The organism is Streptomyces sp. UW30, assembly GCF_008042075.1.
Lineage (GTDB): Bacteria > Actinomycetota > Actinomycetes > Streptomycetales > Streptomycetaceae > Streptomyces.
Window position 1 is genome coordinate 80,949 of record NZ_RDBN01000021.1, and the last position, 26,010, is coordinate 106,958.

The window sequence follows — 26,010 nt, forward strand, 5'->3', positions numbered from 1 at the left end:
GGCCTTCGGGTCAATCTTCAGCGCGCGGAGCTCGCCGGCGCCGGTGACGGTGGCCTTCACCAGACCGCCGCCCGCCGCTTCCACACCCGGTCCGCGAGATACCACGCCGCCGTGTCCAGCGCCCCCCGCTCCACCCACCGGTACAGCTCGTCCAGCCGCATCGCCGGCTCCCCCCAGTCCCCGTGCGGAAACGCCCGCCCCGTCAGATCGCCGGGCCGCAGCCCGGCCGCCCCTTCACCGCCCCGCCCGTCCCGAGGCGACCTGTCGGGCTGCATCTCCGGCTGACCCACCCGGCACTCCCTACTGTCACGGTGCGTGACATCACGTACGACCTACGACGTGGATGCGACCCCCGCAGCGCACGGAACGTCACGCAACACCTGAGGCTGACGCGCCGGACCCTTCCTACCGCCCAATGGGTGTCGAAGAGATGCCTTTCGCGTCTTTTCCGCCCGGAAGGGGGCCTTGATCAGGTATAGGACTCCAGTTCCTCTCACTCGAAAGAGTGCTGGGGCGACGGCCACGCAGACCACGTAGGCTCGTGCTGAACGGGAAACGCGTACACACGCAAGGAGCTGATCGTGATCCCCGGTGGTGGCCAGCCCAACATGCAGCAGCTGCTCCAGCAGGCTCAGAAGATGCAGCAGGACCTGCAGCGGGCGCAGGAAGAACTGGCGCAGACCGAGGTCGAGGGTCAGGCGGGCGGCGGTCTGGTGAAGGCCACCGTCACCGGCGCCGGCGAGCTCCGCGCGCTGAAGATCGACCCGAAGGCGGTGGACCCGGAGGACACCGAGACCCTCGCCGACCTGGTCATCGCGGCCGTCCAGGCGGCCAACGAGAACGCGCAGAACCTCCAGCAGCAGAAGCTGGGCCCGCTGGCCCAGGGCATGGGCGGCGGCAGCGGCATCCCCGGCCTGCCCTTCTGACGCTGCGGGCGTTCCCCGCCTTGTCTTTCTAAGAGGGGTCGTCGCCAACTACCGTACGTACCGTAAGGAACCCCCAGGAAGGACGGCAGTCCGTTGTACGAAGGCGTGGTCCAGGACCTCATCGACGAGCTGGGTCGGCTGCCCGGCGTCGGTCCCAAGAGCGCGCAGCGGATCGCCTTCCACATCCTGCAGGCGGAACCGACGGATGTACGGCGCCTCGCCCAGGCCCTGCTGGAGGTCAAGGCGAAGGTCCGCTTCTGCGCGACGTGCGGGAACATCGCGCAGGAGGAGCTGTGCAACATCTGCCGGGACGCGCGCCGCGACCCGGCGGTGATCTGCGTGGTCGAGGAGCCGAAGGACGTCGTGGCGATCGAGCGGACTCGTGAGTTCCGCGGCCGTTACCACGTCCTCGGCGGCGCGATCAGCCCGATCGAGGGTGTCGGACCGGACGACCTGCGTATACGAGAACTTCTCGCGCGGTTGGCCGACGGGACGGTCACGGAGCTGATCCTGGCCACCGATCCGAATCTCGAGGGCGAGGCCACCGCCACGTACCTCGCACGCATGATCAAGCCCATGGGCCTGAAGGTCACCCGCCTGGCCAGCGGCCTCCCGGTGGGTGGCGACCTGGAATACGCGGACGAGGTCACCCTCGGCCGCGCCTTCGAGGGGAGACGACTCCTAGATGTCTGACGCCACGCTGCACGCGACCGAGCAGAACCCGGACGACTTCGCGGTCCAGATCTCGGACCAGATCGAGAGCTTCCTGGTCGCCGTCACGGAGGTTGCGAAGGGCGACGAGCCGGGCTCGACCGTGCCCTTCCTCCTCCTGGAGGTCTCCCAGCTCCTGCTGGCCGGCGGCCGTCTCGGCGCCCACGAGGACATCGTCCCCGACGAGCGCTACGAGCCCGACCTGGGCCCGGAGCCGGACGTGGACGAGCTCCGCGAGAACCTCGCCCGCCTCCTGGACCCGGTCGACGTCTACTCCGAGGTCTTCGACCCCTACGAGCCCCGCAAGGCCCCGGTCCCGGCGCGGATCTCCGACGATCTGACCGACGTCATCACCGACCTGCGCCACGGCATGGCCCACTACCGCGCCGGCCGCACCGCCGAGGCCCTGTGGTGGTGGCAGTTCTCCTACTTCTCCAACTGGGGCTCGACGGCGTCCGCGACGCTGCGCGCACTGCACTCGGTCCTGGCCCACGTCCGGCTGGACCAGCCCCTGGAGGAACTGGACGGCCTGGACACGGACCAGGGCGTGATGGGCGACGAGACGCTGGAGTTCGAGGCCGGCAAGGTCATGGAGCAGGAGATCGGGGAGCAGCTGGGGCTGCGGCCTGCGCAGTAGCGGCGGTTCAGATCCGTACGGCCGTGCCGGTCACGCCGATACCCGTGCCGGGCTCCTTCGGCACGGTCACCGTGATCGTGCTCGGCCTGCCCATGTCCACACCCTGATGGATCGTCAGGGTGGCGGGTGTCGCCACGAGTTCGAGCTCCCGTAGATAGCCGCCGAACGCGGCAGCCGCCGCACCCGTGGCCGGGTCCTCCACGACACCGCCGGGCGGGAACGGGTTGCGGGCGTGGAACACGGTCTCGGACTCCCGCCGGACCAGGTCGACGGTGGTCCAGTCCTCGCGGGCCATGAGGGCGGCCAGTGCCTCCATGTCGTAGTCCAGGCCGGCCAGCCGCTCGCGTGTCGCGGCGGCGAGGATCGGGTGCCGGGCCCCGGCGAAGGCCACGCGCGGCGGCAGCGCCGGGTCCAGATCCGCGGTGGACCAGCCCAGGATCGCCAGCAGTTCGGCCAGGTCGGCCTCCGCGAGCGGTTCCGTGTGCGGGGCCACGCTCACCAGGGTCGCCGTCAGGGTGCCGTCCGCCGTCCGGTCGGTGGTCACGGGGACCGGGCCGGCCTTGGTGCGCAGCAGCAGCCGGCCGGTGCCGTGGCGTTCCGCGTAGGCGACGGCCGTGGCGATCGTCGCGTGGCCGCAGAACGGCACCTCGGCGAGCGGGCTGAAGTAGCGGATGTCCAGGGTGTCGTCGTCGGCCGGCACGACGAACGCCGACTCGGAGTAGCCGAGTTCGGCCGCTGTCGCCAGCATCGCCGAGTCGTCGACCCCGGTGGCGTCGAGCACCACACCTGCCGGGTTGCCTCCCGCGGGGTCGCTGCTGAAGGCCACGTAGCGCGAAATCTCCATCCGTGGACGGTAACCGCGGGCGGGGAGCGGGGCGAGTGGATTAGCCGGGCACGCTGGAGTGACGCAGGTTACAGAAGAGGGCTGCGGAAGCGGCGTAATGCGCGGGCCCCTCGCGGCGTCTCACAGGCACAACGGCCAGACCCGGCCGCTGCCCCGCCCCCGAATCGGAGCCCGACCATGCACGTCACCCTGGAGCAGCCGACCGGCGCCCGACTGATCACGGCGACCGACCAGGAGATCGCCATACCGGCGACCCTCCGCTACACCTGCGCCGACCCGCTGGCCGTGCACATCGACTTCCCGGCCCACGCCACCCTCGACGGCGAGGCCACGACCTGGACGTTCGCCCGGGTACTGCTGGGCGAGGGACTGCGGGCCCCCGCCGGACTCGGCACCGTACGCGTCCGGCCGTGCGGGACGTCCCACACCTACGTGGAGTTCCACTCACCGGTGGGCGTGGCCATGCTCCGCTTCACCACCGCAGACCTGTACCGCTTCCTGGCCCGCACCTACACCGTGATCGCACCGGGCGAGGAGACGGTGGGCCCGGAACTGGACCAGGGGCTGACAGCACTGTTCGGAGGACGGGTGTGACGTACGGCTACGCCGTCACGTCCTCACGCGCGGCCGGGGTGTAGCGGGCTACACCCCCTCTTCGGGAGCTCACTGCCTCGTCGTCGGCCTCGGGACACGGAATTGTTGATCGTGCCAGGTCAACGGCCGCAGCGGCGGCCCCGCCCCGAAGGAAACCGTCATGAAGGCTCTGCTCTCCTCCCGCCCCGTCCTGTGGTTCCTGTTCCTCTTCAACGCCGTCGTCGCCGCGGCCGCCCCCTTCGCCGTCGACGGCACGCAGGGCGTCATGACCGCCGTCGGCATGGGCGTCGTATCGCTCGGCGCCGGGGTCGAGTTGGTGCGCGGACGCGGCCGTAAGAGGGCTGCCGCTGTGTGACCGGCCGTTTACGCGACGCGAGTTGGAGGCGTGCTGTCCCGGGCCTGTACGTCCGCTGCACGGGCCCTAACCAGTGCGAAGCGAGTCTGGAGTCACTTCCACCGCAGGGGCAACCGCCCGACAGCACGCGGAAGGAGGTGAACCCACCAGACCCGTACTGGAGATGCGATGACTCGTCGTTCCCTCAGCAAGCGCGCAGCCATTGTCACCGCCACCGCCGTGGTCGCCGTCGGCACCGTCGCCGCCGGCGGCGCGGTGGCAGGGCCCGGCTGGGGCGACAGCAAGCCCGGCAAGAAGCAGATAGCCGGCCTGTTCGACCAGTGGAACAGGGCCCTGCAAACCGGCGACCCGGAGCAGGTCGCAGACCTGTACGCGAGGGACGGGGTGCTGCTGCCCACCGTCTCCAACAAGGTCCGCACCGACCGCGCCGGCATCGTCGACTACTTCGAGCACTTCCTCGCGAACAAGCCGGTCGGCACGAAGATCGAGACCCACGTCAACGTCCTCGACAGCAACTCGGCCATCGACACCGGTACTTACGAGTTCGCGCTCACCGACCCCGAGACCGGCGAGAAGAGCACCGTCGAGGCCCGCTACACCTATGCGTACGAGAAGCGCGGCGGCGAGTGGCTCATCGTCAACCACCACTCCTCGAAGATGCCCGAAGGCTGATCGTCACCCTCAGCCCGCCCCCGGGAGCGTCCCCGAGCGTCACGGTCCCGCCGTCGTCGGTCACCAGCTGTTTGACGACGGCGAGGCCGAGGCCCGAACCGGTCTTCCCGGTCAGGCCCCTGCCGCGCCAGAACCGGTCGAAGGCACGGGACTTGTCGGTGTCCGACATGCCGGGGCCCTCGTCGAGCACCGACAGCACCACCTCGTCGCCCCGCTGCTCCACTTCGACGGTGATCGTGCCGCCGTCCGGTGACACCTCAAGGGCGTTGGAGAGCACGTTGTCCAGCACTTGGTCCAGATGACCGGGGCCGGCCAGCACGAACGGCCGGCCGTCGGTACTCCCCCCGAGCGCGATGGTGACGCCGCGCTCGTCGGCGGCCGGCCGCCACACCGTCAGCCGTTCGTCCACGATCTCCCTCAGCGACAGCGGCTCCGCAGCCGTCACCTTCGCCTCCGCGCGGGCGAGGACCAGCAGGCCGTTGACGAGACGGCTCATCCGCATGACCTCGGCGGTCGCCTGCTCGACGTCCTCGCGCACGAACTCGTCGTCCACGCCGTCCGCGATGTTGTCCAGGGACAGGCGCAGCGCCGTGAGAGGCGTACGGAGCTGGTGCGAGGCGTCCGCCACGAAGATCCGCTGTGAGGCGACCAGCGTGTCCAGGCGTTCCGCGCCCTGGTTCAGGGTGCGGGCGAGGGTCTGGGTCTCCGGCGGGCCCGTCACGGGGGAGCGCGCGGTCAGGTCACCGTCGCTGAACTTGCTCGCCATGGAGTTCAGTTCGCGCAGCGGCGCGGTGATCCGGCGGGCGGCGAACGCGCCGATCGCGGCGGCCGCCGCCAGCACGAGCACGGCCAGGGCCGCCCGGAACCCCCAGATCGACCACAGCCGCGTGGTCATGTCCGAGGTCGAGTAGACGATCCGTACGGCCGCGTCCCCCTGGGCCGGGACGGTGATCGTCAGGTGCTTGCCCCAGATGACGTCGGAACCCCAGTCCGTGGACTGCTTGTTCTGCTCCACGGCCCGCGTCAGCGCCGCGTCCGCCGCGGGCTGCGGTACGTCCGGGGCGCAGCTGCCGGTGGGGGTCACCTGGACGTCGCCGGGTGTCTCGGCGCCGTACGCCTTGGCCACCCGGGTCAGGGCGTCGCAGGAGAGGCCGTCGCCGTTGCCCAGCAGCAGCGCCATGGTCTTGGCCTCGCGCAGGACGGACAGTTCGGTGTCGTCGCGCAGCTGCTTGGTGAGCGTGAAGGCGACCGGCACGGTGAACAGGAAGATGGCGACCGCGACGAGCAGGATGTAGCTGCGGATGAGCTGGCGGTTCATGAGGCGCTGCTGCCTGCGGCGATCTCCAGCCGGAAACCGACCCCCCGTACCGCCTCGATCGTGATCGCCCCGGCCAACTTCCGCCGCAGCGCCGCCACATGCACGTCCAGCGTCTTGGTCGGGCCGAACCAGTTCGCGTCCCAGACCGCCTCCATGATCTGCTCGCGCGACATCAGCGCCCCGGGCTCCTCGGTGAGGAAGGCCAGCAGGTCGTACTCCTTGGGCGCGAGCGCCACCTCCTCGCCGTCCAGCCGGACGCGGGCCGCCTTGCGGTCGATGGTGAGGCGGTCGCCGTAGCGGTCGGGGCCGGCGTCGGCGGCGGGCGTACGCGGCTGAACGCGGCGCATCACGGCTCGTATCCGCGCGATGACCTCGCGGACCCCGAACGGCTTGGAGACGTAGTCGTCCGCGCCGAGCTCCAGCCCGACCACCCGGTCCGTCTCGTCGCTGCGCGCGCTGATCACGATGATCGGCACGTCGCCGCGCTCGCGCAGCGCCTTGCAGACGTCGAGTCCGTCGGTGTCGGGCAGACCGAGATCGAGGAGCACGACGTCGTAGGGCTCGCTGTGGCTCAGCGCCGCGCCGCCCGTGGTGACCCAGGCCACCTCGAAGCCGTAGCGCAGCAGCCCTCGCCGGAGCGACTCGGCGACCGGTTCGTCGTCTTCCACCAGAAGTACGCGCACACGGCGAACCATAGTGGTTGAACTTTAAAGACGTCCGGCCGCCGAGCCCATGACCGGGCAGAACGGGAGTTACCACATGATCGGCAGCCGCTCCGGGATCCGCTTCATGAAGCCCGTCCGCCACACCAGCTGCTCGATCGGCACCGCGAGCCGCAGCTTCGGCATCCGCTCCAGCAGGGTCTGAAGGGCGATCTCGGCGTGCCTGCGGCCGAGGGCGGTGGCGGGGCAGTAGTGGCGGCCGCCGCCGAAGGAGAGGTGGGCGGTGGCGTTCTCCCGGCCGAGGTCGACCCTGTGCGGGTCGGGGAAGGCGGCCGGGTCGAAGTTCGCGCCCTCGACGAGGACCAGCACGAGGTCGCCCTTGCGGACGTCGACGTCCCCGAGGCGTACGTCGTCCAGGGCGAGGCGCGGCAGGCCGTCGCCGATGGACAGGTTGATGCGCAGGAGCTCCTCCACGGCCGCCGGGATCTTTCCGGGGGCCGCGACCAGCTCGGCCTGGAGGTCCGGGTGCTGGATCAGCGACACCAGGGCCATGGTCAGGAAGCCCGCGGTGGAGATGACCCCGGCGCCGAACATCGTCACCCCGACCGTCGCGAGCATCTCGTCGGTCAGATGGGCGTATTCGGGGTCCGCGCGCAGGGCGGCGAGCTCGGCCATCAGGCCGGTCGTCGCCGGGTCGTCGAGCCGCTCGCTCATGTAGGCGATGTCCCGGTCCCAGTTGAGCCGGGCGCCCGTGACGGGACAGGCCGAGTTCATGAACGCGATGTCCAGGCTCCGCATCAGCCGGGGCGCGTCCGCGTGCGGGATACCGAGGATGCGGCAGTGCATGCCCGCCGAGTACGGGTCGGCGAAGCCGCCGCGCAGGTCCGCCGGAGCGCCCTCGCGCATCAGGGCGTCGACCAGCTCGCCGGCGCAGGACCGCATCCACTCGGCCAGGCCGGGGCTCTTCGGGTTCAGCGCCTTCAGTACGGCCTTGCGCAGCCCGGCGCCGGTGATGTTCCCCATGTTGTTGACGACCTCGGGCGGGATCGTCAGCGCGTACTGGCGGGGCACGCCCGGGGCGGAGGTGTCCTTGAGGCTGAAGCGGGGGTCTTCGAGGACCTGCTTGCACAGGTCGTACGACGACACCAGCCAGGCCTCGTCGCCGGCGATGGTGCGCACCCGGCGCACGGGAGTGCCGGCGCGCAACTCCTCGACCTCGTGCGGGAGCTGGTCGCCGCGCCAGGAGAAGGGGAAGTCGATGGGGGTCTCAGTGAGCATCGGTGGTTCCCTCGGTCGGCGTGACGATGGCGTGTCCCTGGTTGCGGGAGGCGCGCAGTCCGGCGCCGCGGGAGTAGAGCAGCTCGGCCATCGGCAGCAGCTGGTGGTAGCAGTTGAGGGAGGACGGGACGCCGAGGATGGCGGGGGTGTCCAGGAAGAGCGGGGCCTCGGCGCAGACGTAGGCGAGGCAGACCTCGCGCTGGGCGTCGCTCACCCGTCCCGTCCTGCCGTCCAGGAAGGAGTCGACGAGCTTCTCGCAGGTCGTGCGGAACTCGTCGTCGGTGGCGAGGCGGGCCTGGAGACGGTCGTGGATCTCCCGGTACGCCGCGTTGCCGCGGAAGTCGGACATGGCGTGGGCGTGCAGGCGGGTGCCGTCCGGGTCCGTCGCCTCGACGGCGCCGAGGACCTTGGCCCGTACCCCGCGCAGGTTCTTCACCGCCTTGCGGCGGGCGTCCTCGGGCGGATAGCCGGACGCCGCGTACATCTCGGCCACGTACAGGTCCGTGTAGACGAAGTCGACCCGTTCGAAGCGGGCGAGGCCCCAGCGGGCCAGGTCGTGGACCCGGCGGGCGGAGAAGTAGCTGTTGCCGGGGGAGACGCCGATGACGGCGTGGTCGCCGGCGCTGCGGATGACCTCGCAGTGCGGGGTGAAGGGCTGGATCTTGAATGGGCCGGCCGGAGAATCCGTATCGGCTGATGTGACGTGCTGGATCTCTGAAGCGGTCGCAGTCGTCAAAGGATGAGGGTCCTTCGCGTCGCTAGTCCCGATGGAGCCTTGTGCCCCTGGTGTGGCGACGACGACGCGAAGTTAGTGTGCGACTACGGAGAGCGTCAATGGTGAGGGGGGTGGTGAGCTGTGCCACTTCTTCGTGTGCCCTGCCCAGGGCCGGGCAGACACCACCCCGAGCGTCCGAATCTCACCATCTGGGAACCCCAAGGTCGTTTTCGGACGCTCTATAGACTGAGCCGACACACACGGACTGAGCGAGGAGCGCACGTGGGCCTTGTCGTGCAGAAGTACGGAGGCTCCTCCGTAGCCGATGCCGAGGGCATCAAGCGCGTCGCCAAGCGGATCGTGGAAGCCAAGAAGAACGGCCACCAGGTGGTCGCCGTGGTTTCCGCGATGGGCGACACGACGGACGAGCTGATCGATCTCGCCGAGCAGGTATCCCCGATCCCTGCCGGGCGCGAGCTCGACATGCTGCTGACCGCCGGAGAGCGGATCTCCATGGCATTGCTGGCCATGGCGATCAAAAACCTGGGCCACTCGGCCCAGTCGTTCACCGGCAGCCAGGCAGGTGTCATCACCGACTCGGTCCACAACAAAGCCCGGATCATCGATGTCACGCCGGGCCGGATCCGCACCTCGGTGGACGAGGGCAACATCGCCATCGTCGCCGGTTTCCAGGGTGTGAGCCAGGACTCCAAGGACATCACCACGCTGGGCCGCGGCGGGTCCGACACCACCGCCGTGGCGCTGGCCGCCGCGCTCGACGCCGAGGTGTGCGAGATCTACACCGACGTCGACGGTGTGTTCACCGCCGACCCGCGCGTGGTCAAGAAGGCGAAGAAGATCGACTGGATCTCCTTCGAGGACATGCTGGAGCTGGCTGCGTCCGGCTCGAAGGTGCTGCTCCACCGCTGCGTGGAGTACGCCCGCCGGTACAACATCCCGATCCACGTGCGGTCCAGCTTCAGCGGACTGCAGGGCACGTGGGTCAGCAGCGAGCCGATCGAAGGGACCAAGCAGGTGGAGCAGGCCATCATCTCCGGTGTCGCGCACGACACCTCCGAGGCCAAGGTCACGGTCGTCGGTGTGCCGGACAAGCCGGGCGAGGCCGCCGCGATCTTCCGTGCGATCTCCGACGCCGAGATCAACATCGACATGATCGTGCAGAACGTGTCCGCCGCCGCCACCGGCCTGACGGACATCTCCTTCACGCTGCCGAAGTCCGAGGGCCGCAAGGCCATCGACGCCCTGGAGAAGAACAAGGGCGGCATCGGCTTCGACTCGCTGCGCTACGACGACCAGATCGGCAAGATCTCCCTGGTCGGCGCCGGTATGAAGACCAACCCGGGCGTCACGGCCGACTTCTTCAAGGCGCTGTCCGACGCCGGTGTGAACATCGAGCTGATCTCGACCTCCGAGATCCGTATCTCGGTCGTCACCCGCGCCGACGACGTCAACGAGGCCGTGCGCGCCGTGCACTCCGCCTTCGGCCTCGACTCCGACAGCGACGAGGCTGTCGTGTACGGAGGCACCGGGCGATGACCCGACGACCGACGCTCGCGGTCGTGGGAGCGACCGGGGCCGTGGGCTCGGTCATGCTCCAGATCCTGTCCCAGCGTGCGGACATCTGGGGCGAGATCCGTCTGATCGCCTCGCCCCGCTCGGCCGGCCGCAAGCTGGCCGTGCGCGGCGAGGAGGTCGAGGTGGTGGCGCTCACCGAGGAGGCCTTCGCCGGGATCGACGTCGCGATGTTCGACGTACCGGACGAGGTGGCCGCCCGCTGGGCGCCGGTCGCCGCCGCCAAGGGCGCGGTGGTGGTGGACAATTCGGGCGCCTTCCGGATGGATCCGGAGGTGCCCCTGGTCGTGCCCGAGGTCAACTCGCACGTGGTGCGCAGGCGGCCGCGCGGGATCGTGGCCAACCCCAACTGCACGACCCTCTCCATGATCGTGGCGCTCGGCGCGCTGCACGCCGAGTTCGGGCTGCGCTCCCTGGTGGTGTCCTCCTACCAGGCGGTGAGCGGGGCCGGCCGGGCCGGCGTCGACACCCTGCGCCAGCAGCTGTCCCTGGTCGCCGGTACGGAACTGGGGACCAGCCCCGGAGACGTACGGCGGGCCATCGGCGAGAACACCGGGCCGTTCCCGGAGCCGGTCGCGCTGAACGTCGTGCCGTGGGCCGGGTCGCTGCGCGAGGACGGCTGGTCCTCGGAGGAGATGAAGGTGCGGGACGAGTCCCGCAAGATCCTCGGGCTGCCGAAGCTGCCGGTCGCGGTGACCTGTGTGCGGGTGCCGGTGCTGACCGGGCACTCGCTGACCGTGCACGCCCGCTTCGAGAACGAGGTCACCGTCGCCAAGGCGCGCGAGATCCTGGCCACCACGCCCGGCGTCGTGCTGTACGACGACCCGGAGGCCGGTGAGTTCCCGACGCCCGCCGATGTCGTGGGCACGGACCCGACCTGGGTCGGCCGGGTGCGGCGCGCGCTGGACGATCCGACGGCGCTCGAACTCTTCGTCTGCGGGGACAATCTGCGCAAGGGCGCGGCCCTCAACACCGCACAGATCGCCGAGCTCGTGGCGGCGGAGTTCTCGTGAAGCGGCCGCGCCGCAGGAAAACTCGCTGGGCACCCGCCGGATCGTTTGTAGGATCTGTGTGAAAAGTGTGAGCTGATCGATGGTCCGGACCACTTGAACCGGACCCTGTCAGCAGCCGAAGATTTTTCTCCCCGCTCCTGCAACCGCTTGCAGGGCGGGGAGCGTCTTTGCGGTCGCCCTTATGGGGCGTGGAGACGCGTTTTTCTGTGGCGTGGGGACGCCGCGAGCAGGGCGTGGGGACGCTCTGCTTATTGAGGACATAAGGGAAGAGCGGGTAGGCATGTGGGCGTTTGACGCACGGTCAGCTGTGCTGCCTGGGACGAGACCGTCGGGAGCGGGAACCGGAGGGTCGATTGCGAGGACTGACGCAAAAGTGACGTCCGGCACGTACAACCCTCTTGGGGGGACGCGTGTCAAACAGGCGTGGCAGAGGTACTCGACTTCAGCGCGGCGACCCGCGGTACGGCCCTACGGCCGCCCCGTCGGACCGTCCGACCCCGCATGCCCGGTGCGCCCGGCGGCGGCATGCCGGTGATCGCGCCCATGCCCGCAGCGCGGCCCACCCGCATTCCGAGTCAGCGTGACGGCGGTGAACACGCCGAGAACACCGCGGCGGCCGGCACGACCGTCGATCACCTCACCGAGACCTACCGGGCGCACTACCGCTCCCTGCTGGGTCTCGCGGCCCTCCTCCTCGACGACACCGCCTCCTGCGAGGACGTCGTCCAGGAGGCGTTCATCCGCGTCCACTCCGCACGCAAGCGGGTGCGGGACCCGGAGAAGACACTGGCGTATCTTCGCCAGACCGTCGTGAACCTGTCCCGCTCCGCCCTGCGCCGCCGCATACTCGGCCTGAAGCTGCTGTCCAAGCCGATGCCCGACATGGCGAGCGCGGAGGAGGGGGCTTACGACCAGCTCGAGCGGGACTCCCTCATCAAGGCGATGAAGGGCCTGCAGCGCCGCCAGCGCGAAGTGCTCGTCCTGCGCTACTTCGCGGACATGACCGAGGCTCAGGTCGCCGAGACGCTCGGCATCTCGCTGGGCTCGGTGAAGGCCTACGGCTCGCGCGGCATCGCGGCGCTGCGGGTCGCCATGGAGGCGCCGGCATGAGCGACGACCATGACGGGCGGCCCGAGCCGGCCAAGCGGCCGGACGAGCAACAGCCGAAGCAATCGCACGCTGGGAACCGAACTGTGAACCACGGCCCCGACGACCAGGGCCCCGAGGGGCTCGTCTCGGACGAGCTGGAACTGCGCCGCCTGCTGCACGACGTGGTCCAGGAGATCGAGCCGCGCGACGGCACGCTGGACCATCTGCGCCGGGCGGTGCCCGCACGGCGGGCACGCAAGCGGCAGGCGCTCGTCGGCATGGCGGCCGCGGCCCTCTTCGTCGGCACCGCCGTCCCGGCCCTGGTGCACGTGTCCAACTCCACCGGCCCCGACGTCAACCCGGCGAACGCCGGCCATGGCGAGCAGGCCCAGGGCGGGGCCGGTCAGGGCAAGGAGACCAACGGCGGCCAGAGCACCTCGGGCGGCTCCTCGGGCAAGACCCAGGACCAGGGCAAGGGGAACGACAAGGAGGAGGACAAGGACCCCGGCACCGGTACGGGCACCGGACCCGGAAGCTCCACCGGCCCCTCGGCCCCCAGCGCCGCCGACGTCACGCCGTGTACCGCCGACCAGCTCGGCACCTCCGGCGGGACCGCGGACGGGCCCGACGCGTCCGCCGCGGTGTACGGCACTTTCCGCTTCAGCAACATCTCGACGGTCGACTGCACGGTGAGCAGCCCCGGCACGGTCAGCTTCGTGACGGGTGGAGCGGCGGACGCCACGAAGATCTCCGCGGTCCGGCATGTCGCGGGCGACGCGGCGGCCGGTCTGCCCGACCCGGCCCAGGAACTCACGTCCCTCGCCCTCAAGCCGGGTGAGTCGTACGCGGTGAAGTTCGCCTGGATCCCCTCGGAGACCTGCCCCACCACGAGCGACCCCACGACCGGCGGCCCGGGCGGTGGCGAACCCTCACCCGACCCGACCCCGACCGACACCACCGGCGCGACCGAGGGCACCTCCAGCGGTGACACGGGCACTTCCACCCAGCTCCTGACCGAGGACACCACCGTCGACGGCAGCGTCACGATCACCAACACGACGGAGGCGGGAGCCCCGACGGCCACGGTGGTCGTGTCCAACGCCTGCGCGGGGGTCATCTACTGGACGGGCGTGCTGGCGGGGGCGTAGCCGCACCCCGTGGCGGTGTCACACGCCGGACGGGCTGGAGACGGGCTCCTCGTCCGGCGTCAGCCCGAGCTCCGCGTCCCGGATGAACTCCACCTCGCGGCGCAGCAGCCGGAACCACATGAAGACCACGAAGCCGGCGAAGACGAACCACTCGCCGGTGTAGCCGAGGTTCTGGAACGCCTTCAGGTCGAGGCCCGTGTCGTCGGCGGCGGCCGCCGGGACCGGGCGCATGCCGGAGTCGGCCTTGGCGAGGGTGATCCAGCCGTCGTAGACGTCGTACGGCACCAGGTTCACCAGCGACGCCGCGCTGATCGCCCCCGTCCGGCCGGCGGGCAGGCCTCCCTGGCCGGGCACGCCGTTCTCCCCGGGCACCTCGGACGCCTGGAGCGCGCCGGTGACCGTGACCTCGCCGGTGGGTGCGGCGGGGGCGTCGGCCGGGTCCGCCTTGCCCGGCAGCCAGCCCCGCACGACCGGCAGTGCCTTGCCGTCGGCGGTGCGCAGCAGCGTCAGGACGTAAGTGCCCTGCTTGCCGTCGAGCTTGCGGTCCGGGACGAGCAGCTGCTTGGCGTACCGGCCGGTCGCGGTGGCCTGCCGGCCCGACGTCGCCTTGTCCACCGGCAGCAGCTCGGCGAGCGGCCGGGCGGCCTCCCGCTTGTTCTCCGCGGCCTGCTCACCCGCGTTGCGATGGTCCTGCACACGCGCCTCGAACCGGCTCAGCTGCCAGGACCCCATGAACACGCAGAAGGGGATGGCGAGCAGCACGAAGACGTTGATCCCCCACCAACGGGGCGTCAGCAGAAACCGGTACACACCGTCAACGGTACGGGGGCCCCGTGGCGGGACCGCCCGCGGGGTCAGTACGGCCGGCTCGCCTTCAGCGAGTACATCAGCGGGATCCGCGGCCGGTCCGCCGGAAAGCGGTGGTAGCCGTCCCGCTCCTCGAAGGTCTCGAAGCGGCGGAACAGTGAGACGTCGTGTTCGTGCAGGAACTCGATGCGCAGGCCCGTCGCCGCGAGCGCGGTCACGACCTCGCCGATCGGGTGCTGCCACTCGACGCTGCGGTTGTTGACGGTGTCGGTGCTGTCGGAGGCGTAGGTGCCCGGGATGTCGTACACCTGGGCGTCGCGGTCGAAGTAGTCGCGGACCACCCTGGAGCCCGTCTCGTCGTCGAGGACCTCGGTGAGGGGATGGAACTCGGCGAGGTAGAGGAACCCGCCCGGCGCTACGAGCGAGGCCGCCGTCTCGGCCCAGCGCGTGAGGTCGGGCAGCCAGCACAGCGCGCCGCCGCCGGTGTAGACGATGTCGTAGGACGGGTCGGGCACCGCGTCCGCCGCGTCGTACACATCGGCTGTGACGAAGGCGGCCCGGTCGGGTCCGAGGCCGAGGTCGGCGGCGAGTGAGCGGGCCGTGTCCACCGCCGGTGCGGAGAAGTCCAGGCCCACGACGCGCGCGGCGCCGTGCCGGGTCCAGGACAGGGTGTCCAGGCCCATGTGGCACTGCAGGTGCAGCAGCGAGCGCCCCGTGACGTCCCCCACTTCCGCCAGCTCGAAGTCGCGCAGGGGGTCGGCGCCGGCACGGAAGCCGTCGAGGTCGTAGAAGGCGCCGACGGCGTGCAGCGGGACGCGTTCGTCCCACATGGCACGGTTGGCATCGTTCCAGTCCGTGGGGGTGGTGGAGGACATGGCCACGAAGTTATCCACAGGCTGGGGACCTCGCCAGCGAATTTGTCGTCCGGGCCAGGCACTATGGGGCCATGACTGAGAGCCACGGGTCCGATTCGCGGGATCGCCAGATGCAGGACAAGGACATGCCGGACTGGGAGAAGCGCTTCCGGGCGCCGCGGGTGTCGCTGCCCGACTGGGCGGAGGACGCACCGGACCGCTCCTTGTTCGTGTCGAACGCCACGGGGACGTACGAGCTGTATGCCTGGGACCGTTCGACGGGCGAGCAGCGCCAGGTGACGGACCGGCCGAACGGCACGACGGACGGCGTGCTCTCCCCGGACGGCGCCTGGATCTGGTGGTTCGACGACAAGGACGGCGACGAGTTCGGCGTCTGGCGCCGCCAGCGGTTCGACGGCGGCGAGGACGAGCTCGCGGCACCCGGCCTGGACCCGTCGTACCCGGCGGGCCTGGCCCTCGGCCGGGACGGGCGTACGGCGATCGTGGGCCGCTCGACGGACGAGGACGGCACGACCGTCCACCTGGCCCGCACCGGCGAGCCCCCGGTGGAGATCTACCGCCACCGCGAGTCCGCGGGCGTCGGCGACCTGTCGCACGACGGCACGCTGATCGCCGTCGAGCACACCGAGCACGGCGACGCGATGCACTCGGCCCTGCGCGTCCTGCGCCCGGACGGCTCGGCGGTCGCCGAGCTCGACGACACCAAGGGCGGCAGCGAGGAGCTGGGCCTGGAGGTCCTGGGCTTCGCCCCGGTGGACGGGGACACCCGGCTGCTCATCGGGCATCAGCGGCGTGGCCGCTGGGAGCCGCTGGTGTGGGACGTGGCGACGGGGGAGGAGTCGGACCTCGCGCTGGAGCTGCCGGGCGATGTGAGCGCGGAGTGGTATCCCGACGGCACCGGACTGCTGATCGTGCACAGCTTCGAGGCGCGCAGCGAGCTGTTCCGGTACGACCTGGCCCGCCGTGAGCTGGAGCGCGTGCCGACCCCGGCGGGTTCGGTGTCGGGGGCGACGGCCCGGCCGGACGGCAGCGTGGAGTACCTGTGGTCGTCGGCGGCGGAGCCGTCGGCGGTGCGCTCGACGACCGGACAGGTCGTCCTGGACCCGCCCGGCATGAAGTCCCCCGGCTCGGTCGCCGTCGAGGACGTGTGGGTGGAGGGCCCCGGCGGCCGCATCCACGCGCTGGTGCAGCGCCCCGCGGGCGCCGAGGGCCCGCTCCCCACCGTGTTCGACATCCACGGCGGCCCGACCTGGCACGACAGCGACGCGTTCGCGGCAGGCCCGGCGGCCTGGGTCGACCACGGGTACGCGGTGGTGCGGGTCAACTACCGCGGCTCGACCGGCTACGGCCGCGCCTGGACCGACGCCCTCAAGCACCGGGTCGGCCTGATCGAGCTGGAGGACATCGCGGCGGTCCGCCAATGGGCGGTGACATCGGGCCTGGCCGACCCGGCCCGTCTCATCCTGACCGGCGGCTCCTGGGGCGGCTACCTCACCCTCCTCGGCCTCGGCGCCCAGCCGGACGCGTGGACGGTGGGCATCGCGGCGGTCCCGGTCGCCGACTACGTCACGGCGTACCACGACGAGATGGAGGCGCTGAAGGCCATGGACCGCACCCTCCTGGGCGGCACCCCGGAGGAGGTACCGGAGCGCTACGAGGCATCGTCGCCGCTGACGTACGTCGACGACGTCACGACCCCGGTCTACATCTCGGCGGGTGTGAACGACCCACGCTGCCCGATCCGCCAGATCGACAACTACGTGAAGCGTCTTCAGGCCCGCGGCGCGGTGCACGAGGTGTACCGGTACGACGCCGGGCACGGATCGCTGGTGGTGGACGAGCGGATCAAGCAGGTCCGGCTGGAACTGGACTTCGCGGAGCGGCACTTGAAGGGGCGGCGCGATTCCTGAACCCCGCCCGCCCGTAGTGGGCTGAGCCTTTCGACGTCGGCCCGCGCATGCGCCTCTCGGCCATCGCGGGCCGACCGCCCATGACCTCGGTGCCGTCGGAGCAAGCAACTGCCGAGCCGACTTGTAACGTTCGGCGGCCCGGCGGCACTGAGAGGTATGAGCCATGACGACCTGCGTGCACTGTTCGTCAACTGCACGCTGAAGAAAAGCCCGGAGCGCAGCCACACGCAGGGCCTGATCGACCTCAGCTCGCGGATCATGGAGAAGCAGGGCGTCCAGGTCGAGCACCTGCGGCCGATCGACCACGAGATCGCCACCGGTGTGTGGCCGGACATGACCGAGCACGGCTGGGAGCGCGACGCGTGGCCGTCGATCTACCAGCAGGTGATGGCCGCCGACATCCTCGTCCTCGCCGGCCCGATCTGGCTCGGTGACAACAGCTCGGTCGCCAAGCTGGTCATCGAGCGCCTCTACGCCTGCTCGGGCCTGCTCAACGACGCCGGTCAGTACGCCTATTACGGGCGGGTGGGCGGCTGTCTGATCACCGGCAACGAGGACGGCGCCAAGCACTGCGCCATGAACGTCCTGTACAGCCTGCAGCACCTGGGATACACCATCCCGCCGCAGGCGGACGCGGGCTGGATCGGAGAGGCCGGGCCAGGCCCCTCGTATCTCGATCCGGGCTCCGGCGGACCCACCAACGACTTCACCAACAGGAACACCACCTTCATGACGTGGAACCTGTTGCATCTGGCACGGCTGCTCAAGGACGCCGGCGGCATTCCGGCGCACGGGAACCAGCGGTCGCGGTGGGACGCGGGGTGTCGGTTCGACTTCGAGAATCCGGAATATCGCTGAGTCAGCAACGAAAGGCCGAAAAATGACTGTTGAGACCACCGAAACCGTCCCCACCTGTGCCTACCCGGGCTGCACCAATCCGACCGAGCCGCACGCCCCGGACGCGCAGGGACCGGCGTCGCGCTACTGCGGGCACCCCGAGCACAACGCACTCGGCGCGTTCCGGAAGTTCCGCGCCAAGCGGCAGCAGCGCAAGGAGGACAAGCGCGTGGCGGCCGAGGCCAAGAAGGCGGCCAAGGAGGATGCGAGGGGGCCCGAGGCGCCGGTCGCCGGGCAGGCCTGGCCCGTCGTCGAGCAGCCGGGACCGGTTCCCGTCGCCGCCTCCGAGCAGCCCGCGCAGGCCCCCGTCGCCGAGCCTTCCGAGCAGGCGCTCATGGAAGCCGTGGACAGCGAAATGGCGGCACTGGCGGCCACGTCGACGGCCGACGGTGACCGTGCCGCCCAGTCACGCGACGACCTCGTCGCGCTGATCAAGCAGCTCGCCACCGAACTGCCCTCTTACATAGAGGAGTTGGCGATCATCACCGACTCCGCGGCGGCCGAGGCCCGGATCGAGACGGTCACCCGCGCCTGCGCGCAGCGCATCCTGGCCGCCGAGGAACGCGCCACGCTCGCCGAGGAGGCGGCCGAGATGGCCGTCACCGCGCTCGACGCCGCGAAGGAGAAGTTCGCCGAGGAGACCGCCGCGATCCGTGAGGAGACGGGCGCTCAGGTGGCGGACGCCGTGTTCGTCCGGGCCGAGTTGGAGCGCTACCGCGAGCGGGTCGGGATGCTCGAGGTCAGGCTCGACGCCGTCCGCGACGAGGCCGACGAGCTGCGCCGCGCCAGGGCCACGCACACCGCGGCACCCGAGCAGCCGCACCCTGCCGAGAACTGCTGACACCGAAGGCGAGGAAGAGCGGCGGGCGTTCGTGTGTAACGTTCGCCGCTCTTCCCGTCTCTGAATGCCATGTGGCCATGACGCCGAGGCCATCGCCGAACAGAACGGAACTCCCCATGTGCCGAAACAAGCGCCCCGTCCTCTGGATCACCACCGCGGTGGTCGTCGTCGCGGCAGCCGTCGGGCTCTACCTCTTCCAGCCCTGGCGGCTGTTCACCACGGAGCGCGTGGACGAGGCGGCTCCCGTGGCCCCCGCCCGGCCGGGAGCCGCGGCCGAGCCGTCGGCGACCGGCGCCTTCATCTCCCACGAGCACGAGACCAGCGGCTCGGTGCAGGTCCTGGACCTCGACGGCGGGAAGGCGACGCTGCGGCTGACGGACCTGCGCACCTCCGACGGCCCGGCCCTGCACGTGTGGCTCAGCGACCAGCCGGTCGAGCAGGACGGCGGCGGCAACCTCGACGACGGCAAGCACATCGACCTGGGCGACCTCAAGGGCAACGAGGGCAACCAGAACTACGCGATCCCGGCGGGCACCGACCTGAACAAGTTCTCGACGGTGACGATCTGGTGTGAGCGTTTCAGCGTGTCGTTCGGCGCGGCCGAGCTGAAGCAGAGCGCCTGACGCAAACAGGTCGCTCGGTGAAGCGGCAGGAGCGGAAGTAGCGGCAAAGCAGTGGGGCGGGTGGCCATGGCCACCCGCCCCACTGCGTTTCGGAAACCCTCCTACGACACCAGGACGGGGATGAGCAGCGCCACGCAGGTGATCAGGCTCCACAGTGCAGGGGCCGCACTCAGCGTCTGCTCGTGACGGGCGGCCGCGCGGGCCGCGGTCGCCTCACTGCGGGTCAGGTGCCACGGCCCGACCCGCTCCTCCAAGCGCTGGTACACCAGGCCCAGTACGGCGCCGTAGGCGAGGTGGCCGACCAGCGACGGGAAGGACACGGCCAGCGCGGCGGCGCTCCACCGGGGGTCGGCCCCGAGCAGCACGGGAAGCAGCGTCAGGTTGCCGAGAACCCACCAGAGGAAGCCGTAGGACACGCCCCAGCCGATCCCCGAGGCCGGGTCGAAGCTGCGCCGGCGGAAGAAGACCGCGTAGGTGACGCCGACGACCTGGGAGATCAGCAGATGGATGACCAGGCCCACGACCGCGGACCGGGAGCCGACCAGGGCCGCGACGACCGGCAGGTAGCCCACGGCGACCATGACACCGGTGAAGATCACGCCGCCCGCCAGCCCGGCGACGACGCCGTGCCAGATCGAGATCACCCGCCCGCCGGCGAGGCGTCCCTCCAGGGCGTGCCGTACGTCGTCGGAGAACACCGCCCGCGACAGGCCGCCGAGCCAGCCGGTGACGAGGGCCGTACCGGCGCCGAGCAACAGGTGGCCGGGCAGCGACGCCACGGCGGTGCGCACCGCGGCCGGCGTCCACCGAAGCCCGTCGCCGTCCAGCAGCGGCGCGATCGTGACCGCAGCGAGCACCCACCACGCGAAGCCGAAGGCGGCGCCGCGGATCAGGGCCGGGCCGGAGCCCTCGCGGGGATCACCGAAGCACACCGCGTACGAGGCACCGACCAGCACCCCGACGAGCAGCCCCTTCCAGCCGAGCCCGAGCACCGGGGAGACGAGCACCCCGGCGGCCGACGCGCGCACCAGGAGGCCGGGCCTGAACTCCCGTTCCCTGTGCACCAGCAGGGCGAGGACGGCGGCCGTGGCCGCTCCGTAGGCGAGGTGGCCGAACAGGCTGGGGATCAGCGCCTGCGCCGTCTCCACGTCCCAGGCCACGGGCTTGCCCAGCAGGATCGGCAGAAGCGTCAACGGCCCGAGGAACCACCACAGCACGCCGTACGCGAGCCCCCAGAACAGCAGCTCGCGCTGGCGCGTCACGAGGGCGCCGAAGACGGCCCCGATGACGGCCGCGATCAGCAGATGGACGCCGAAGCCCACGACGGGCGAGTCGGTCCTGACGATCGCCGCGACGGTGGGCAGATACCCGATCTCCGCCATCACCGCGCCGAAGACCAGCCCTCCCACGAGGCCGGCGAGTGCTCCGAGTCCGGCGTTACGCATGACGATCACCCTTCGACGAAACGGTCGGGCCGGTGGAGACGGTCGAGGCGCCCGAGAGGGCGATGTCCCTGGGGAAGACCAGGTCGAGGGTCCAGTCGGCCWGTACGCGCAGCCGCTTCTCCACCGTGGGCAGCTTGCTCAGGTAGACCGAGCGCCACAGGATCCAGGCGAACAGACCGGAGACCTGGCGCCCGCCGATCTCACCGGCCGCCGTGCGGTGCCCGAGCGAGACCAGTACGCCGAGCCCGCCGAAGCGGAACGGGACGGGACGGCGTCCGCGCAGCACCGCCGCGATGTTCTTCGCGACCGCCTTGCCCTCGCGGATCGCGTGCTGCGCGGTCGGCGGGTGGAATCCGCCCCCGAGGTCCGGGATCCTCGCGCAGTCGCCCAGCGCCCACAGACCGGGCATGCCGGGAACCTGCATGGTGGGTTCCACGGCGAGCGGCGGCTGCATGATCTGCCCCACCAGCGGATGGGGCCGATTGCCCGCCGTCCAGGCCAGGGTGCGGGTGGGGATGGTCTCCCCGGAGTCGAGCGTGATGTCCTCGGCGGTGGCCCGGCTCACCCGCGCGCCGAGGCGGAACTCGATGCCGCGTCCGCCGAGTTTGCGCTGCGCGTACAGGCCGAGCTTCGGCGACAGCTCCGGCAGCAGCCGCTCACCCGCGTGCACGATCACGAATCGGGGCCGCAGCCCGTGCAGCCGCGGATAGAGGTGGAGCACGTCATGCACCAGGTCGAACAGTTCGGCCACCAGCTCCGTCCCGGCGAATCCGCCGCCCGCCACCACGAACGTCAGCAGCCTGGCCTGCTCGGCCGGGTCCGGTTCGAGGTCGGCCCGCTCCAGCGCGCCCAGCACCTGGTCGCGCAGCCTGGTGGCGTCCTCGACGGACTTCATCGGGAAGGCGTGCTCGCCCACTCCCGGCAGGTCGAAGAAGTGCGGTACGGCCCCGACCGCCAGGACCAGATGGTCGTACGGCACGCGCAGTGTCCCCTCCTTGCCGGCGGAGACATAGGCGTTGCGTGTCTGCGCGTCGACGGAGACCACCCGCCCGTGCAGGAACGAGGCGTTCTCCAGCCCGGCCCGCACCGGGGCGCTCACATGCCTGGCCTCCACCGTGCTGGAGGCGACGCCGACCAGCAGCGGCGTGAACAGCAGGAAGTTCGAGTCGCTGATCAGCGTCACATGGGCGTCGAGCCCGCGGCCCACCAGCCGGTCCAGTTCACGGACGGCCCCGACGCCGCCGAAACCGCCGCCGACGATCACCACATGGGATGTGGGCCGCACAGGCGCCGGCCCGGTCGGGCGCCAGGACGAAAGGGCGTGCAGAACGAGCCCGGTGATCGCGCCGAACAGGGCGGCGCCGACGAGTTCGGGGAAGCGCGACACGGCCACCGCGATCGTCCATGACGGCGTCCTCCCCTCCAGCGCGGGGGCGAGGGTCAGTGTCCAGGTCACCCAGTCGAGCAGGCCGATGAGCAGACCGACGGAGAAGGCAGAGCCGTTGCTCTGTCGGCGTTCGCCGAAGAGGAGGCCGAACACGGCTCCCAGTACCGCCGTGTGCGCGGCCCATGGCAGCCACGGCGGGTTCGTCACGGCCGCCACGATCGCGCCGCCCGGCAGTGCGGCGACGATGCCGAACAGGAGTCTTCTGAGCAGAGTCATGGACGTTCAGAGCGGCGCGCCGCGCGAGCGTTACAAGACCTCCGGGCACAAAGGCGCGAAAGCGGGCGAGCCGCCGTCAACGTCCCGCATGCGGGCTCAACTCCGGCGGAAGTCCCGGAACGCGGAGAGCAGTTGCTGCCTGGCGTCCGGTGAGATGCCGTCCGGGGTCAGTTCGCCCGTGGTGGCGATCGTCTGACGGAACTGGTCGAGGTAGGTCTCGCACCCGGAGCACTCCGACAGGTGCTCGATGAAGCGCCGCTCGTCCGCTTCGGGCAGGGCGCCGTCGAGGAACTCGGTCACCAGCTCCACGAAGTCGTTGCAGTTCACGCTCGACCCCTCCCGCCTGCGACGTCATGGGCACCGGACAGGTACTCCTCCAGTTTACGGCGCAACAACGCCCTGGCCCGATGGAGGAGGACGCGTTGATTTCCGGGCGAGATCTCCAGCAGGGCGCACACTTCCTCCGAGCCGTACCCGGCGACGTCGCGCAGTGTGATCACCGTGCGCAGGCGGGGCGGCAGTTCGTCGATCGCCTCCGTGATCATCTCGCGGACCTCACCGCGCAGCACATGGTCCTCGGGAAAGTGCCAGGGCTGCGGTTTCTGCCCGACGGCCCAGTGCCCGGCGTAAGGGTCGCCGGAGGCGCGGAACCGCTCGGCGTCCACCGTCGGCCCTTCCTCCTCCGGCAGCAGGCTCGCGAAGGGAACCGTCCTGCTCTCCTTGGTGCCGCGCGCCTTGGACGTGTTGACCAGGATCCGGTACACCCACGTCTTCAGGGACGAACGGCCCTCGAAGTCGCCGATCCCCCTGATGACCGCGAGCCAGGTGTCCTGGACGGCCTCCTCCGCGGAGTCCTTGGTCGACACGAACGACATGGCCAGCCGGAGCATGCTGCCCGACCAGGTGTCCAGCACCAGGGCGAACGTCTCCTCGTCACCGTCACGCAGCCGCTGGACGAGGACTTCGTCCGGGGGCAGTTCGCGTGCGCCCGCCATTCGTCTCTCCTTGCCGACGGTCAACTGAGGGGGTCAGCCTAGGGCAGCGAAGCGGGTGGGACCGTAGGGCGGTCCGCTTGTTCATGTCCCGGTAAGGACCTGCACGGCCGGGGAGCGTGCGGCAGCGGGCCGGTCAGTCGCGCCGCACGGCCCGGAAGGCACCCAGCAGTTGGTCGCGCGCCCCGTCGGACAGGCGCGGGCCGGGCAGCGCGCCCAGGACCGTGACGGTCTGCCTGAACTGGCCGAGGTAGGTCTCGCAGTCGGCGCACCCCGTCAGATGCACCAGGCAGCGCAGCTCGGTCGGCTCGTCCATGGCGCCGTCGAGGAAGGTGGTCACCAGCTCGACGAACTCATCGCAGTTCATGACACCCGCCCGATCTCGCTCCACCGTTCCCAGGCTACGCCCCCGCCCGCTCCCGCGACCGCCTCCCCAGCAGCTCCGCCAACCCCCGCCGGGTGGCGGCCAGGACGACCCGGTCCTCCTTCTGCAGGACGTAATCGTCGGGCAGGTCCCACACCCACCCCGACGCCCCGTCGCCGGCCCGCGTCTCCTCGTAGGACTCCTCGGCGGCCGGTTCCTCCCGGCGTTCCTCCGGTGGCGTCCGGTCCAGGGCCAGCACCCGCCAGGAACCCGGCCGGAAGGCATCCCCGACGGTCCGGTCCTCCAGCTGGGGATGCCCGGCCACGTCCAGCGCGGCGAACAGCAGCACCCGCCGCTCGACGGGAATCGCGCCCAGGATCTGCCGCCCCATCATCGCCCCGGCGAACGCGGGCGCGGCCAGATGCGTCACGCTCCGGCTCCGGGTGGACGCCTGGGGGTGTGCGGCGCGCAGGGTGCGGTAGACGGCGGTGGCGAAGTCGTCGTCGTACAGGCGCAGGACCACGCGCAGGTCGGGGCGGACGGAGCGGGCGTACAGGGCGGCTTCGAGGTTCGTCGTGTCCGCGCTGGTCACCGCGAGGAGGGCGTGCGACCGATGGACCTTCGCCGCCTCCAGGACGCCCTCCTGGGTGACGTCCCCGAGCACCACAGGCACCCGCAGCCGCCGCGCCGTCGCGAGCCCGCGTGCCTCGGGGTCGGCCTCGACGCACACCACGGGGATGTTCAGTTCGCGCAGCCGGGTCAGCACCCGGGTGCCGATCTTGCCGAGCCCGAGCAGCACCACATGGCCGCCCAGGCCACGCGGCGGCTTGCGCAGCGCGGACGCGGAACGGAACGTACCCAGCGCCTCAAGCACCGCCGCCAGCAGCACCGGAAGGAGCAGCAGACCGGTCAGCCCGGACAGGAGCTGGAGGATCTGGCGGGCCAGGGGCTGGTGCAGCGCGGGTTCGTTGATGGCGAAGAGGTCGAGCAGGGTCATGTACGTGGCGTAGAGAGGGTGTTCGCCGGTCACCACCGTCAGTGCCACGGCCAGCGCCGCGACACAGCCGACGATCCCTGCCAGCGACCACCTCAGGCGCCGGGAGAACAGCGAGCCGAACGCCGGCACGACGCCTCGCCCGCCGCGGCCGGCCGGCATCGACGTACCCGCGTACGACACCTGCTCCAGGACGACCGTCCCCCGGCTCTGAGCGTCCCGCACGGCCGCCGCGTCCGGCAGCAGCAGCGGGCCGTGCTCGCCGTTGCCCTCGGAACCGTCCGCTCCGGCCGGGTCGTTGCGGGACAGCAGGGCCAGCGTGATCAGCCCGGAAGGCGGGGCCTGCCCCGGCCGCAGCGGCGCTCGCTCGACCGCGCGCAGCAACAGCCCGTCCGCCTGGACGACCTTGGTGGTGCCGGCGACCGCCGCCGCGGCCAGTGCGGGGGCGGCGGTGTCGGCGTCGGACAGGACGGTCGTGGAGGCGTCGTCGGGAGCCGCGTCGCCCGCGGGTGTCGCCAACGTGGCTGCCTGGTCGAGGAGTTCCTCGATGTGCTGGCCCAGCCGGCGGTTGTACAGGCGCAGGACGAGCCGGAGGCGGGGGTTGAGGCGGCGGGCGGTGAGGGCGGCGCGGATGTTGGTCTCGTCGTCGTCATAGACGAGGGCGAGGGCGTCGGCCCGCTCCACGCCCGCCTCGGCGAGCTTGGTCTCGCTTGCCTCGGCGGCCTCCACCACCCGCACGCTCCCGGCGGGTTCGCTGCCGCCGCCGGGTGCGCCGGCCGCACGGCCCACCGCGGCGGTCACCATCCGGTCGAACAGCGCCGCCGACGCGGCCCGGGCCCGGCCCACGACCGGTGGGCGTTCCGTGCGTTCGGACGGCGGCACGACGAGCGTGACCTGCTCGCCGTACACCCCGCGCAACTCGGCGGCCAGCCGGTGCGCGAGCCCGTCGTCGCCGCACACGACCATGTGCGCGACCGTGTCATTCGCTAAGCCCTGATTCGGAACGCTCCCCACAAGGGGAAAGAGTGCCTCAAGGTGACGGGT

Annotated in this window: 27 protein-coding genes and 2 pseudogenes; 14 read left to right on the forward strand and 15 right to left on the reverse strand. The window is 70.9% G+C overall.

From position 1 onward, the window contains the following. Positions 1 to 75 (reverse strand): annotated as a pseudogene (locus EAO75_RS46530) (YbaB/EbfC family nucleoid-associated protein); the annotation flags it as partial. Beyond that, positions 66 to 290 (reverse strand): annotated as a pseudogene (locus tag EAO75_RS10620) (SLATT domain-containing protein); the annotation flags it as partial. The pseudogenes EAO75_RS46530 and EAO75_RS10620, both read right to left, overlap by 10 nt. Before the next feature lie 291 nt (positions 291 to 581). On the opposite strand from EAO75_RS10620, the gene EAO75_RS10625 reads away from it, so the two are divergent. From EAO75_RS10625 to EAO75_RS10635, 3 genes are all read left to right on the forward strand, one after another. Then, on the forward strand, positions 582 to 926 hold the full coding sequence (locus EAO75_RS10625; RefSeq protein ID WP_147994815.1) for a YbaB/EbfC family nucleoid-associated protein: 345 nt from the start codon (positions 582 to 584) through the stop codon (positions 924 to 926). Positions 927 to 1,019: 93 nt separating this feature from the next. Further along, positions 1,020 to 1,619, forward strand: coding sequence for a recombination mediator RecR (gene recR / locus EAO75_RS10630; RefSeq protein WP_147994816.1), 600 nt, complete (start codon positions 1,020 to 1,022; stop codon positions 1,617 to 1,619). Continuing rightward, positions 1,612 to 2,274: a DUF5063 domain-containing protein gene (locus EAO75_RS10635; protein ID WP_147994817.1), complete on the forward strand. Its 663-nt coding sequence runs from the start codon at positions 1,612 to 1,614 to the stop codon at positions 2,272 to 2,274. The genes recR and EAO75_RS10635 overlap by 8 nt, the downstream gene beginning before the upstream one ends. Positions 2,275 to 2,281: 7 nt before the next feature. Here the strand turns inward: EAO75_RS10635 and EAO75_RS10640 are convergent, their stop codons facing one another. Continuing rightward, on the reverse strand, positions 2,282 to 3,118 hold the full coding sequence (locus EAO75_RS10640; RefSeq protein WP_147994818.1) for a PhzF family phenazine biosynthesis protein: 837 nt from the start codon (positions 3,116 to 3,118) through the stop codon (positions 2,282 to 2,284). Between the two features lie 177 nt (positions 3,119 to 3,295). Here EAO75_RS10640 and EAO75_RS10645 point away from each other — a divergent pair, with 177 nt between their 5' ends. The 3 genes from EAO75_RS10645 to EAO75_RS10655 all read left to right on the forward strand — a co-directional run bounded on the left by EAO75_RS10645 (position 3,296) and on the right by EAO75_RS10655 (position 4,739). Next, entirely contained in the window at positions 3,296 to 3,712 is a 417-nt protein-coding gene (locus tag EAO75_RS10645) for an SsgA family sporulation/cell division regulator (protein ID WP_147994819.1), read from the forward strand. A 160-nt stretch (positions 3,713 to 3,872) separates the two neighbouring features. Then, positions 3,873 to 4,067 carry a hypothetical protein gene (locus EAO75_RS10650; protein WP_147994820.1) on the forward strand — a complete coding sequence of 65 codons (195 nt, stop codon included), beginning with the start codon at positions 3,873 to 3,875 and terminating at the stop codon, positions 4,065 to 4,067. A 168-nt stretch (positions 4,068 to 4,235) separates the two neighbouring features. Continuing rightward, the gene (locus EAO75_RS10655; protein ID WP_147994821.1) at positions 4,236 to 4,739 is read left to right on the forward strand and encodes an SgcJ/EcaC family oxidoreductase; all 504 of its coding nucleotides are present in this window, start codon (positions 4,236 to 4,238) and stop codon (positions 4,737 to 4,739) included. Here the strand turns inward: EAO75_RS10655 and EAO75_RS10660 are convergent. From EAO75_RS10660 to EAO75_RS10675, 4 genes are all read right to left on the reverse strand, one after another. After that, entirely contained in the window at positions 4,705 to 6,057 is a 1,353-nt protein-coding gene (locus EAO75_RS10660; protein WP_147994822.1) for a sensor histidine kinase, read from the reverse strand. The two genes, EAO75_RS10655 and EAO75_RS10660, sit on opposite strands and share 35 nt — an antisense overlap. Continuing rightward, positions 6,054 to 6,740 carry a response regulator transcription factor gene (locus EAO75_RS10665; RefSeq protein ID WP_147994823.1) on the reverse strand — a complete coding sequence of 229 codons (687 nt, stop codon included), beginning with the start codon at positions 6,738 to 6,740 and terminating at the stop codon, positions 6,054 to 6,056. The genes EAO75_RS10660 and EAO75_RS10665 overlap by 4 nt, the downstream gene beginning before the upstream one ends. A 69-nt stretch (positions 6,741 to 6,809) precedes the next feature. Beyond that, positions 6,810 to 7,997, reverse strand: coding sequence for a cytochrome P450 (locus tag EAO75_RS10670; RefSeq protein ID WP_147994824.1), 1,188 nt, complete (start codon positions 7,995 to 7,997; stop codon positions 6,810 to 6,812). Continuing rightward, positions 7,987 to 8,733 carry a tRNA-dependent cyclodipeptide synthase gene (locus tag EAO75_RS10675; protein WP_187284382.1) on the reverse strand — a complete coding sequence of 249 codons (747 nt, stop codon included), beginning with the start codon at positions 8,731 to 8,733 and terminating at the stop codon, positions 7,987 to 7,989. The genes EAO75_RS10670 and EAO75_RS10675 overlap by 11 nt, the downstream gene beginning before the upstream one ends. Before the next feature lie 261 nt (positions 8,734 to 8,994). Between EAO75_RS10675 and EAO75_RS10680 the strand changes: the two genes are divergently transcribed. The 4 genes from EAO75_RS10680 to EAO75_RS10695 all read left to right on the forward strand — a co-directional run bounded on the left by EAO75_RS10680 (position 8,995) and on the right by EAO75_RS10695 (position 13,555). After that, positions 8,995 to 10,269, forward strand: coding sequence for an aspartate kinase (locus EAO75_RS10680; RefSeq protein ID WP_147994825.1), 1,275 nt, complete (start codon positions 8,995 to 8,997; stop codon positions 10,267 to 10,269). Further along, the gene (locus tag EAO75_RS10685; RefSeq protein WP_147994826.1) at positions 10,266 to 11,318 is read left to right on the forward strand and encodes an aspartate-semialdehyde dehydrogenase; all 1,053 of its coding nucleotides are present in this window, start codon (positions 10,266 to 10,268) and stop codon (positions 11,316 to 11,318) included. Before EAO75_RS10680 ends, EAO75_RS10685 begins: the two co-directional genes overlap by 4 nt. Before the next feature lie 501 nt (positions 11,319 to 11,819). Beyond that, positions 11,820 to 12,428, forward strand: coding sequence for a SigE family RNA polymerase sigma factor (locus EAO75_RS10690; protein WP_147995234.1), 609 nt, complete (start codon positions 11,820 to 11,822; stop codon positions 12,426 to 12,428). Positions 12,429 to 12,511: 83 nt separating this feature from the next. Continuing rightward, on the forward strand, positions 12,512 to 13,555 hold the full coding sequence (locus EAO75_RS10695) for a hypothetical protein (RefSeq protein ID WP_147995235.1): 1,044 nt from the start codon (positions 12,512 to 12,514) through the stop codon (positions 13,553 to 13,555). Between the two features lie 18 nt (positions 13,556 to 13,573). Here EAO75_RS10695 and EAO75_RS10700 read toward each other — a convergent pair whose 3' ends face one another. Continuing rightward, on the reverse strand, positions 13,574 to 14,365 hold the full coding sequence (locus tag EAO75_RS10700; protein WP_147994827.1) for an SURF1 family protein: 792 nt from the start codon (positions 14,363 to 14,365) through the stop codon (positions 13,574 to 13,576). Between the two features lie 44 nt (positions 14,366 to 14,409). After that, positions 14,410 to 15,237, reverse strand: a complete 828-nt coding sequence (locus tag EAO75_RS10705; RefSeq protein WP_187284383.1) for a class I SAM-dependent methyltransferase — start codon at positions 15,235 to 15,237, stop codon at positions 14,410 to 14,412. A gap of 71 nt (positions 15,238 to 15,308) precedes the next feature. Between EAO75_RS10705 and EAO75_RS10710 the strand changes: the two genes are divergently transcribed. From EAO75_RS10710 to EAO75_RS10725, 4 genes are all read left to right on the forward strand, one after another. After that, on the forward strand, positions 15,309 to 17,147 hold the full coding sequence (locus EAO75_RS10710) for a prolyl oligopeptidase family serine peptidase (protein ID WP_147994828.1): 1,839 nt from the start codon (positions 15,309 to 15,311) through the stop codon (positions 17,145 to 17,147). A 156-nt stretch (positions 17,148 to 17,303) separates the two neighbouring features. Continuing rightward, a complete protein-coding gene (locus EAO75_RS10715; protein ID WP_147994829.1) occupies positions 17,304 to 18,005 on the forward strand; it encodes a flavodoxin family protein in 702 nt (233 codons plus the stop codon). A 22-nt stretch (positions 18,006 to 18,027) separates the two neighbouring features. Continuing rightward, positions 18,028 to 18,885, forward strand: a complete 858-nt coding sequence (locus EAO75_RS10720; RefSeq protein WP_147994830.1) for a hypothetical protein — start codon at positions 18,028 to 18,030, stop codon at positions 18,883 to 18,885. Positions 18,886 to 19,001: 116 nt separating this feature from the next. Next, positions 19,002 to 19,508, forward strand: coding sequence for a DM13 domain-containing protein (locus EAO75_RS10725; RefSeq protein WP_147994831.1), 507 nt, complete (start codon positions 19,002 to 19,004; stop codon positions 19,506 to 19,508). Positions 19,509 to 19,609: 101 nt separating this feature from the next. Here the strand turns inward: EAO75_RS10725 and EAO75_RS45705 are convergent, their stop codons facing one another. The 6 genes from EAO75_RS45705 to EAO75_RS10755 all read right to left on the reverse strand — a co-directional run bounded on the left by EAO75_RS45705 (position 19,610) and on the right by EAO75_RS10755 (position 25,932). After that, the gene (locus EAO75_RS45705; RefSeq protein WP_187284384.1) at positions 19,610 to 20,953 is read right to left on the reverse strand and encodes a hypothetical protein; all 1,344 of its coding nucleotides are present in this window, start codon (positions 20,951 to 20,953) and stop codon (positions 19,610 to 19,612) included. After that, positions 20,946 to 22,616 carry an NAD(P)/FAD-dependent oxidoreductase gene (locus EAO75_RS10735; protein ID WP_147994832.1) on the reverse strand — a complete coding sequence of 557 codons (1,671 nt, stop codon included), beginning with the start codon at positions 22,614 to 22,616 and terminating at the stop codon, positions 20,946 to 20,948. Before EAO75_RS10735 ends, EAO75_RS45705 begins: the two co-directional genes overlap by 8 nt. A 96-nt stretch (positions 22,617 to 22,712) precedes the next feature. Further along, positions 22,713 to 22,943, reverse strand: coding sequence for an anti-sigma factor family protein (locus EAO75_RS10740; protein WP_147994833.1), 231 nt, complete (start codon positions 22,941 to 22,943; stop codon positions 22,713 to 22,715). After that, positions 22,940 to 23,611: an RNA polymerase sigma factor gene (locus EAO75_RS10745; RefSeq protein WP_147994834.1), complete on the reverse strand. Its 672-nt coding sequence runs from the start codon at positions 23,609 to 23,611 to the stop codon at positions 22,940 to 22,942. The genes EAO75_RS10740 and EAO75_RS10745 overlap by 4 nt, the downstream gene beginning before the upstream one ends. A 133-nt stretch (positions 23,612 to 23,744) precedes the next feature. Beyond that, positions 23,745 to 23,999, reverse strand: coding sequence for an anti-sigma factor family protein (locus EAO75_RS10750; RefSeq protein WP_222723938.1), 255 nt, complete (start codon positions 23,997 to 23,999; stop codon positions 23,745 to 23,747). A 10-nt stretch (positions 24,000 to 24,009) separates the two neighbouring features. Continuing rightward, positions 24,010 to 25,932 carry an NAD-binding protein gene (locus tag EAO75_RS10755; protein ID WP_147994835.1) on the reverse strand — a complete coding sequence of 641 codons (1,923 nt, stop codon included), beginning with the start codon at positions 25,930 to 25,932 and terminating at the stop codon, positions 24,010 to 24,012. Positions 25,933 to 26,010 lie beyond the last annotated feature (78 nt).

Bases quoted from the DNA above. Each gene is read 5' to 3' on its own strand.
- EAO75_RS10705 (WP_187284383.1), bottom strand. From the start codon at position 15,237: ATGTCCTCCACCACCCCCACGGACTGGAACGATGCCAACCGTGCCATG.
- EAO75_RS10755 (WP_147994835.1), bottom strand. From the start codon at position 25,932: ATGGTCGTGTGCGGCGACGACGGGCTCGCGCACCGGCTGGCCGCCGAG.
- EAO75_RS10725 (WP_147994831.1), top strand. From the start codon at position 19,002: ATGTGCCGAAACAAGCGCCCCGTCCTCTGGATCACCACCGCGGTGGTC.
- EAO75_RS10690 (WP_147995234.1), top strand. From the start codon at position 11,820: ATGCCCGGTGCGCCCGGCGGCGGCATGCCGGTGATCGCGCCCATGCCC.
- EAO75_RS45705 (WP_187284384.1), bottom strand. From the start codon at position 20,953: ATGCGTAACGCCGGACTCGGAGCACTCGCCGGCCTCGTGGGAGGGCTG.
- EAO75_RS10685 (WP_147994826.1), top strand. From the start codon at position 10,266: ATGACCCGACGACCGACGCTCGCGGTCGTGGGAGCGACCGGGGCCGTG.
- EAO75_RS10640 (WP_147994818.1), bottom strand. From the start codon at position 3,118: ATGGAGATTTCGCGCTACGTGGCCTTCAGCAGCGACCCCGCGGGAGGC.
- EAO75_RS10710 (WP_147994828.1), top strand. From the start codon at position 15,309: ATGACTGAGAGCCACGGGTCCGATTCGCGGGATCGCCAGATGCAGGAC.
- EAO75_RS10635 (WP_147994817.1), top strand. From the start codon at position 1,612: ATGTCTGACGCCACGCTGCACGCGACCGAGCAGAACCCGGACGACTTC.
- EAO75_RS10670 (WP_147994824.1), bottom strand. From the start codon at position 7,997: ATGCTCACTGAGACCCCCATCGACTTCCCCTTCTCCTGGCGCGGCGAC.
- EAO75_RS10720 (WP_147994830.1), top strand. From the start codon at position 18,028: ATGACTGTTGAGACCACCGAAACCGTCCCCACCTGTGCCTACCCGGGC.
- EAO75_RS10745 (WP_147994834.1), bottom strand. From the start codon at position 23,611: ATGGCGGGCGCACGCGAACTGCCCCCGGACGAAGTCCTCGTCCAGCGG.
- EAO75_RS10655 (WP_147994821.1), top strand. From the start codon at position 4,236: ATGACTCGTCGTTCCCTCAGCAAGCGCGCAGCCATTGTCACCGCCACC.
- EAO75_RS10645 (WP_147994819.1), top strand. From the start codon at position 3,296: ATGCACGTCACCCTGGAGCAGCCGACCGGCGCCCGACTGATCACGGCG.
- EAO75_RS10715 (WP_147994829.1), top strand. From the start codon at position 17,304: ATGAGCCATGACGACCTGCGTGCACTGTTCGTCAACTGCACGCTGAAG.
- EAO75_RS10660 (WP_147994822.1), bottom strand. From the start codon at position 6,057: ATGAACCGCCAGCTCATCCGCAGCTACATCCTGCTCGTCGCGGTCGCC.
- EAO75_RS10650 (WP_147994820.1), top strand. From the start codon at position 3,873: ATGAAGGCTCTGCTCTCCTCCCGCCCCGTCCTGTGGTTCCTGTTCCTC.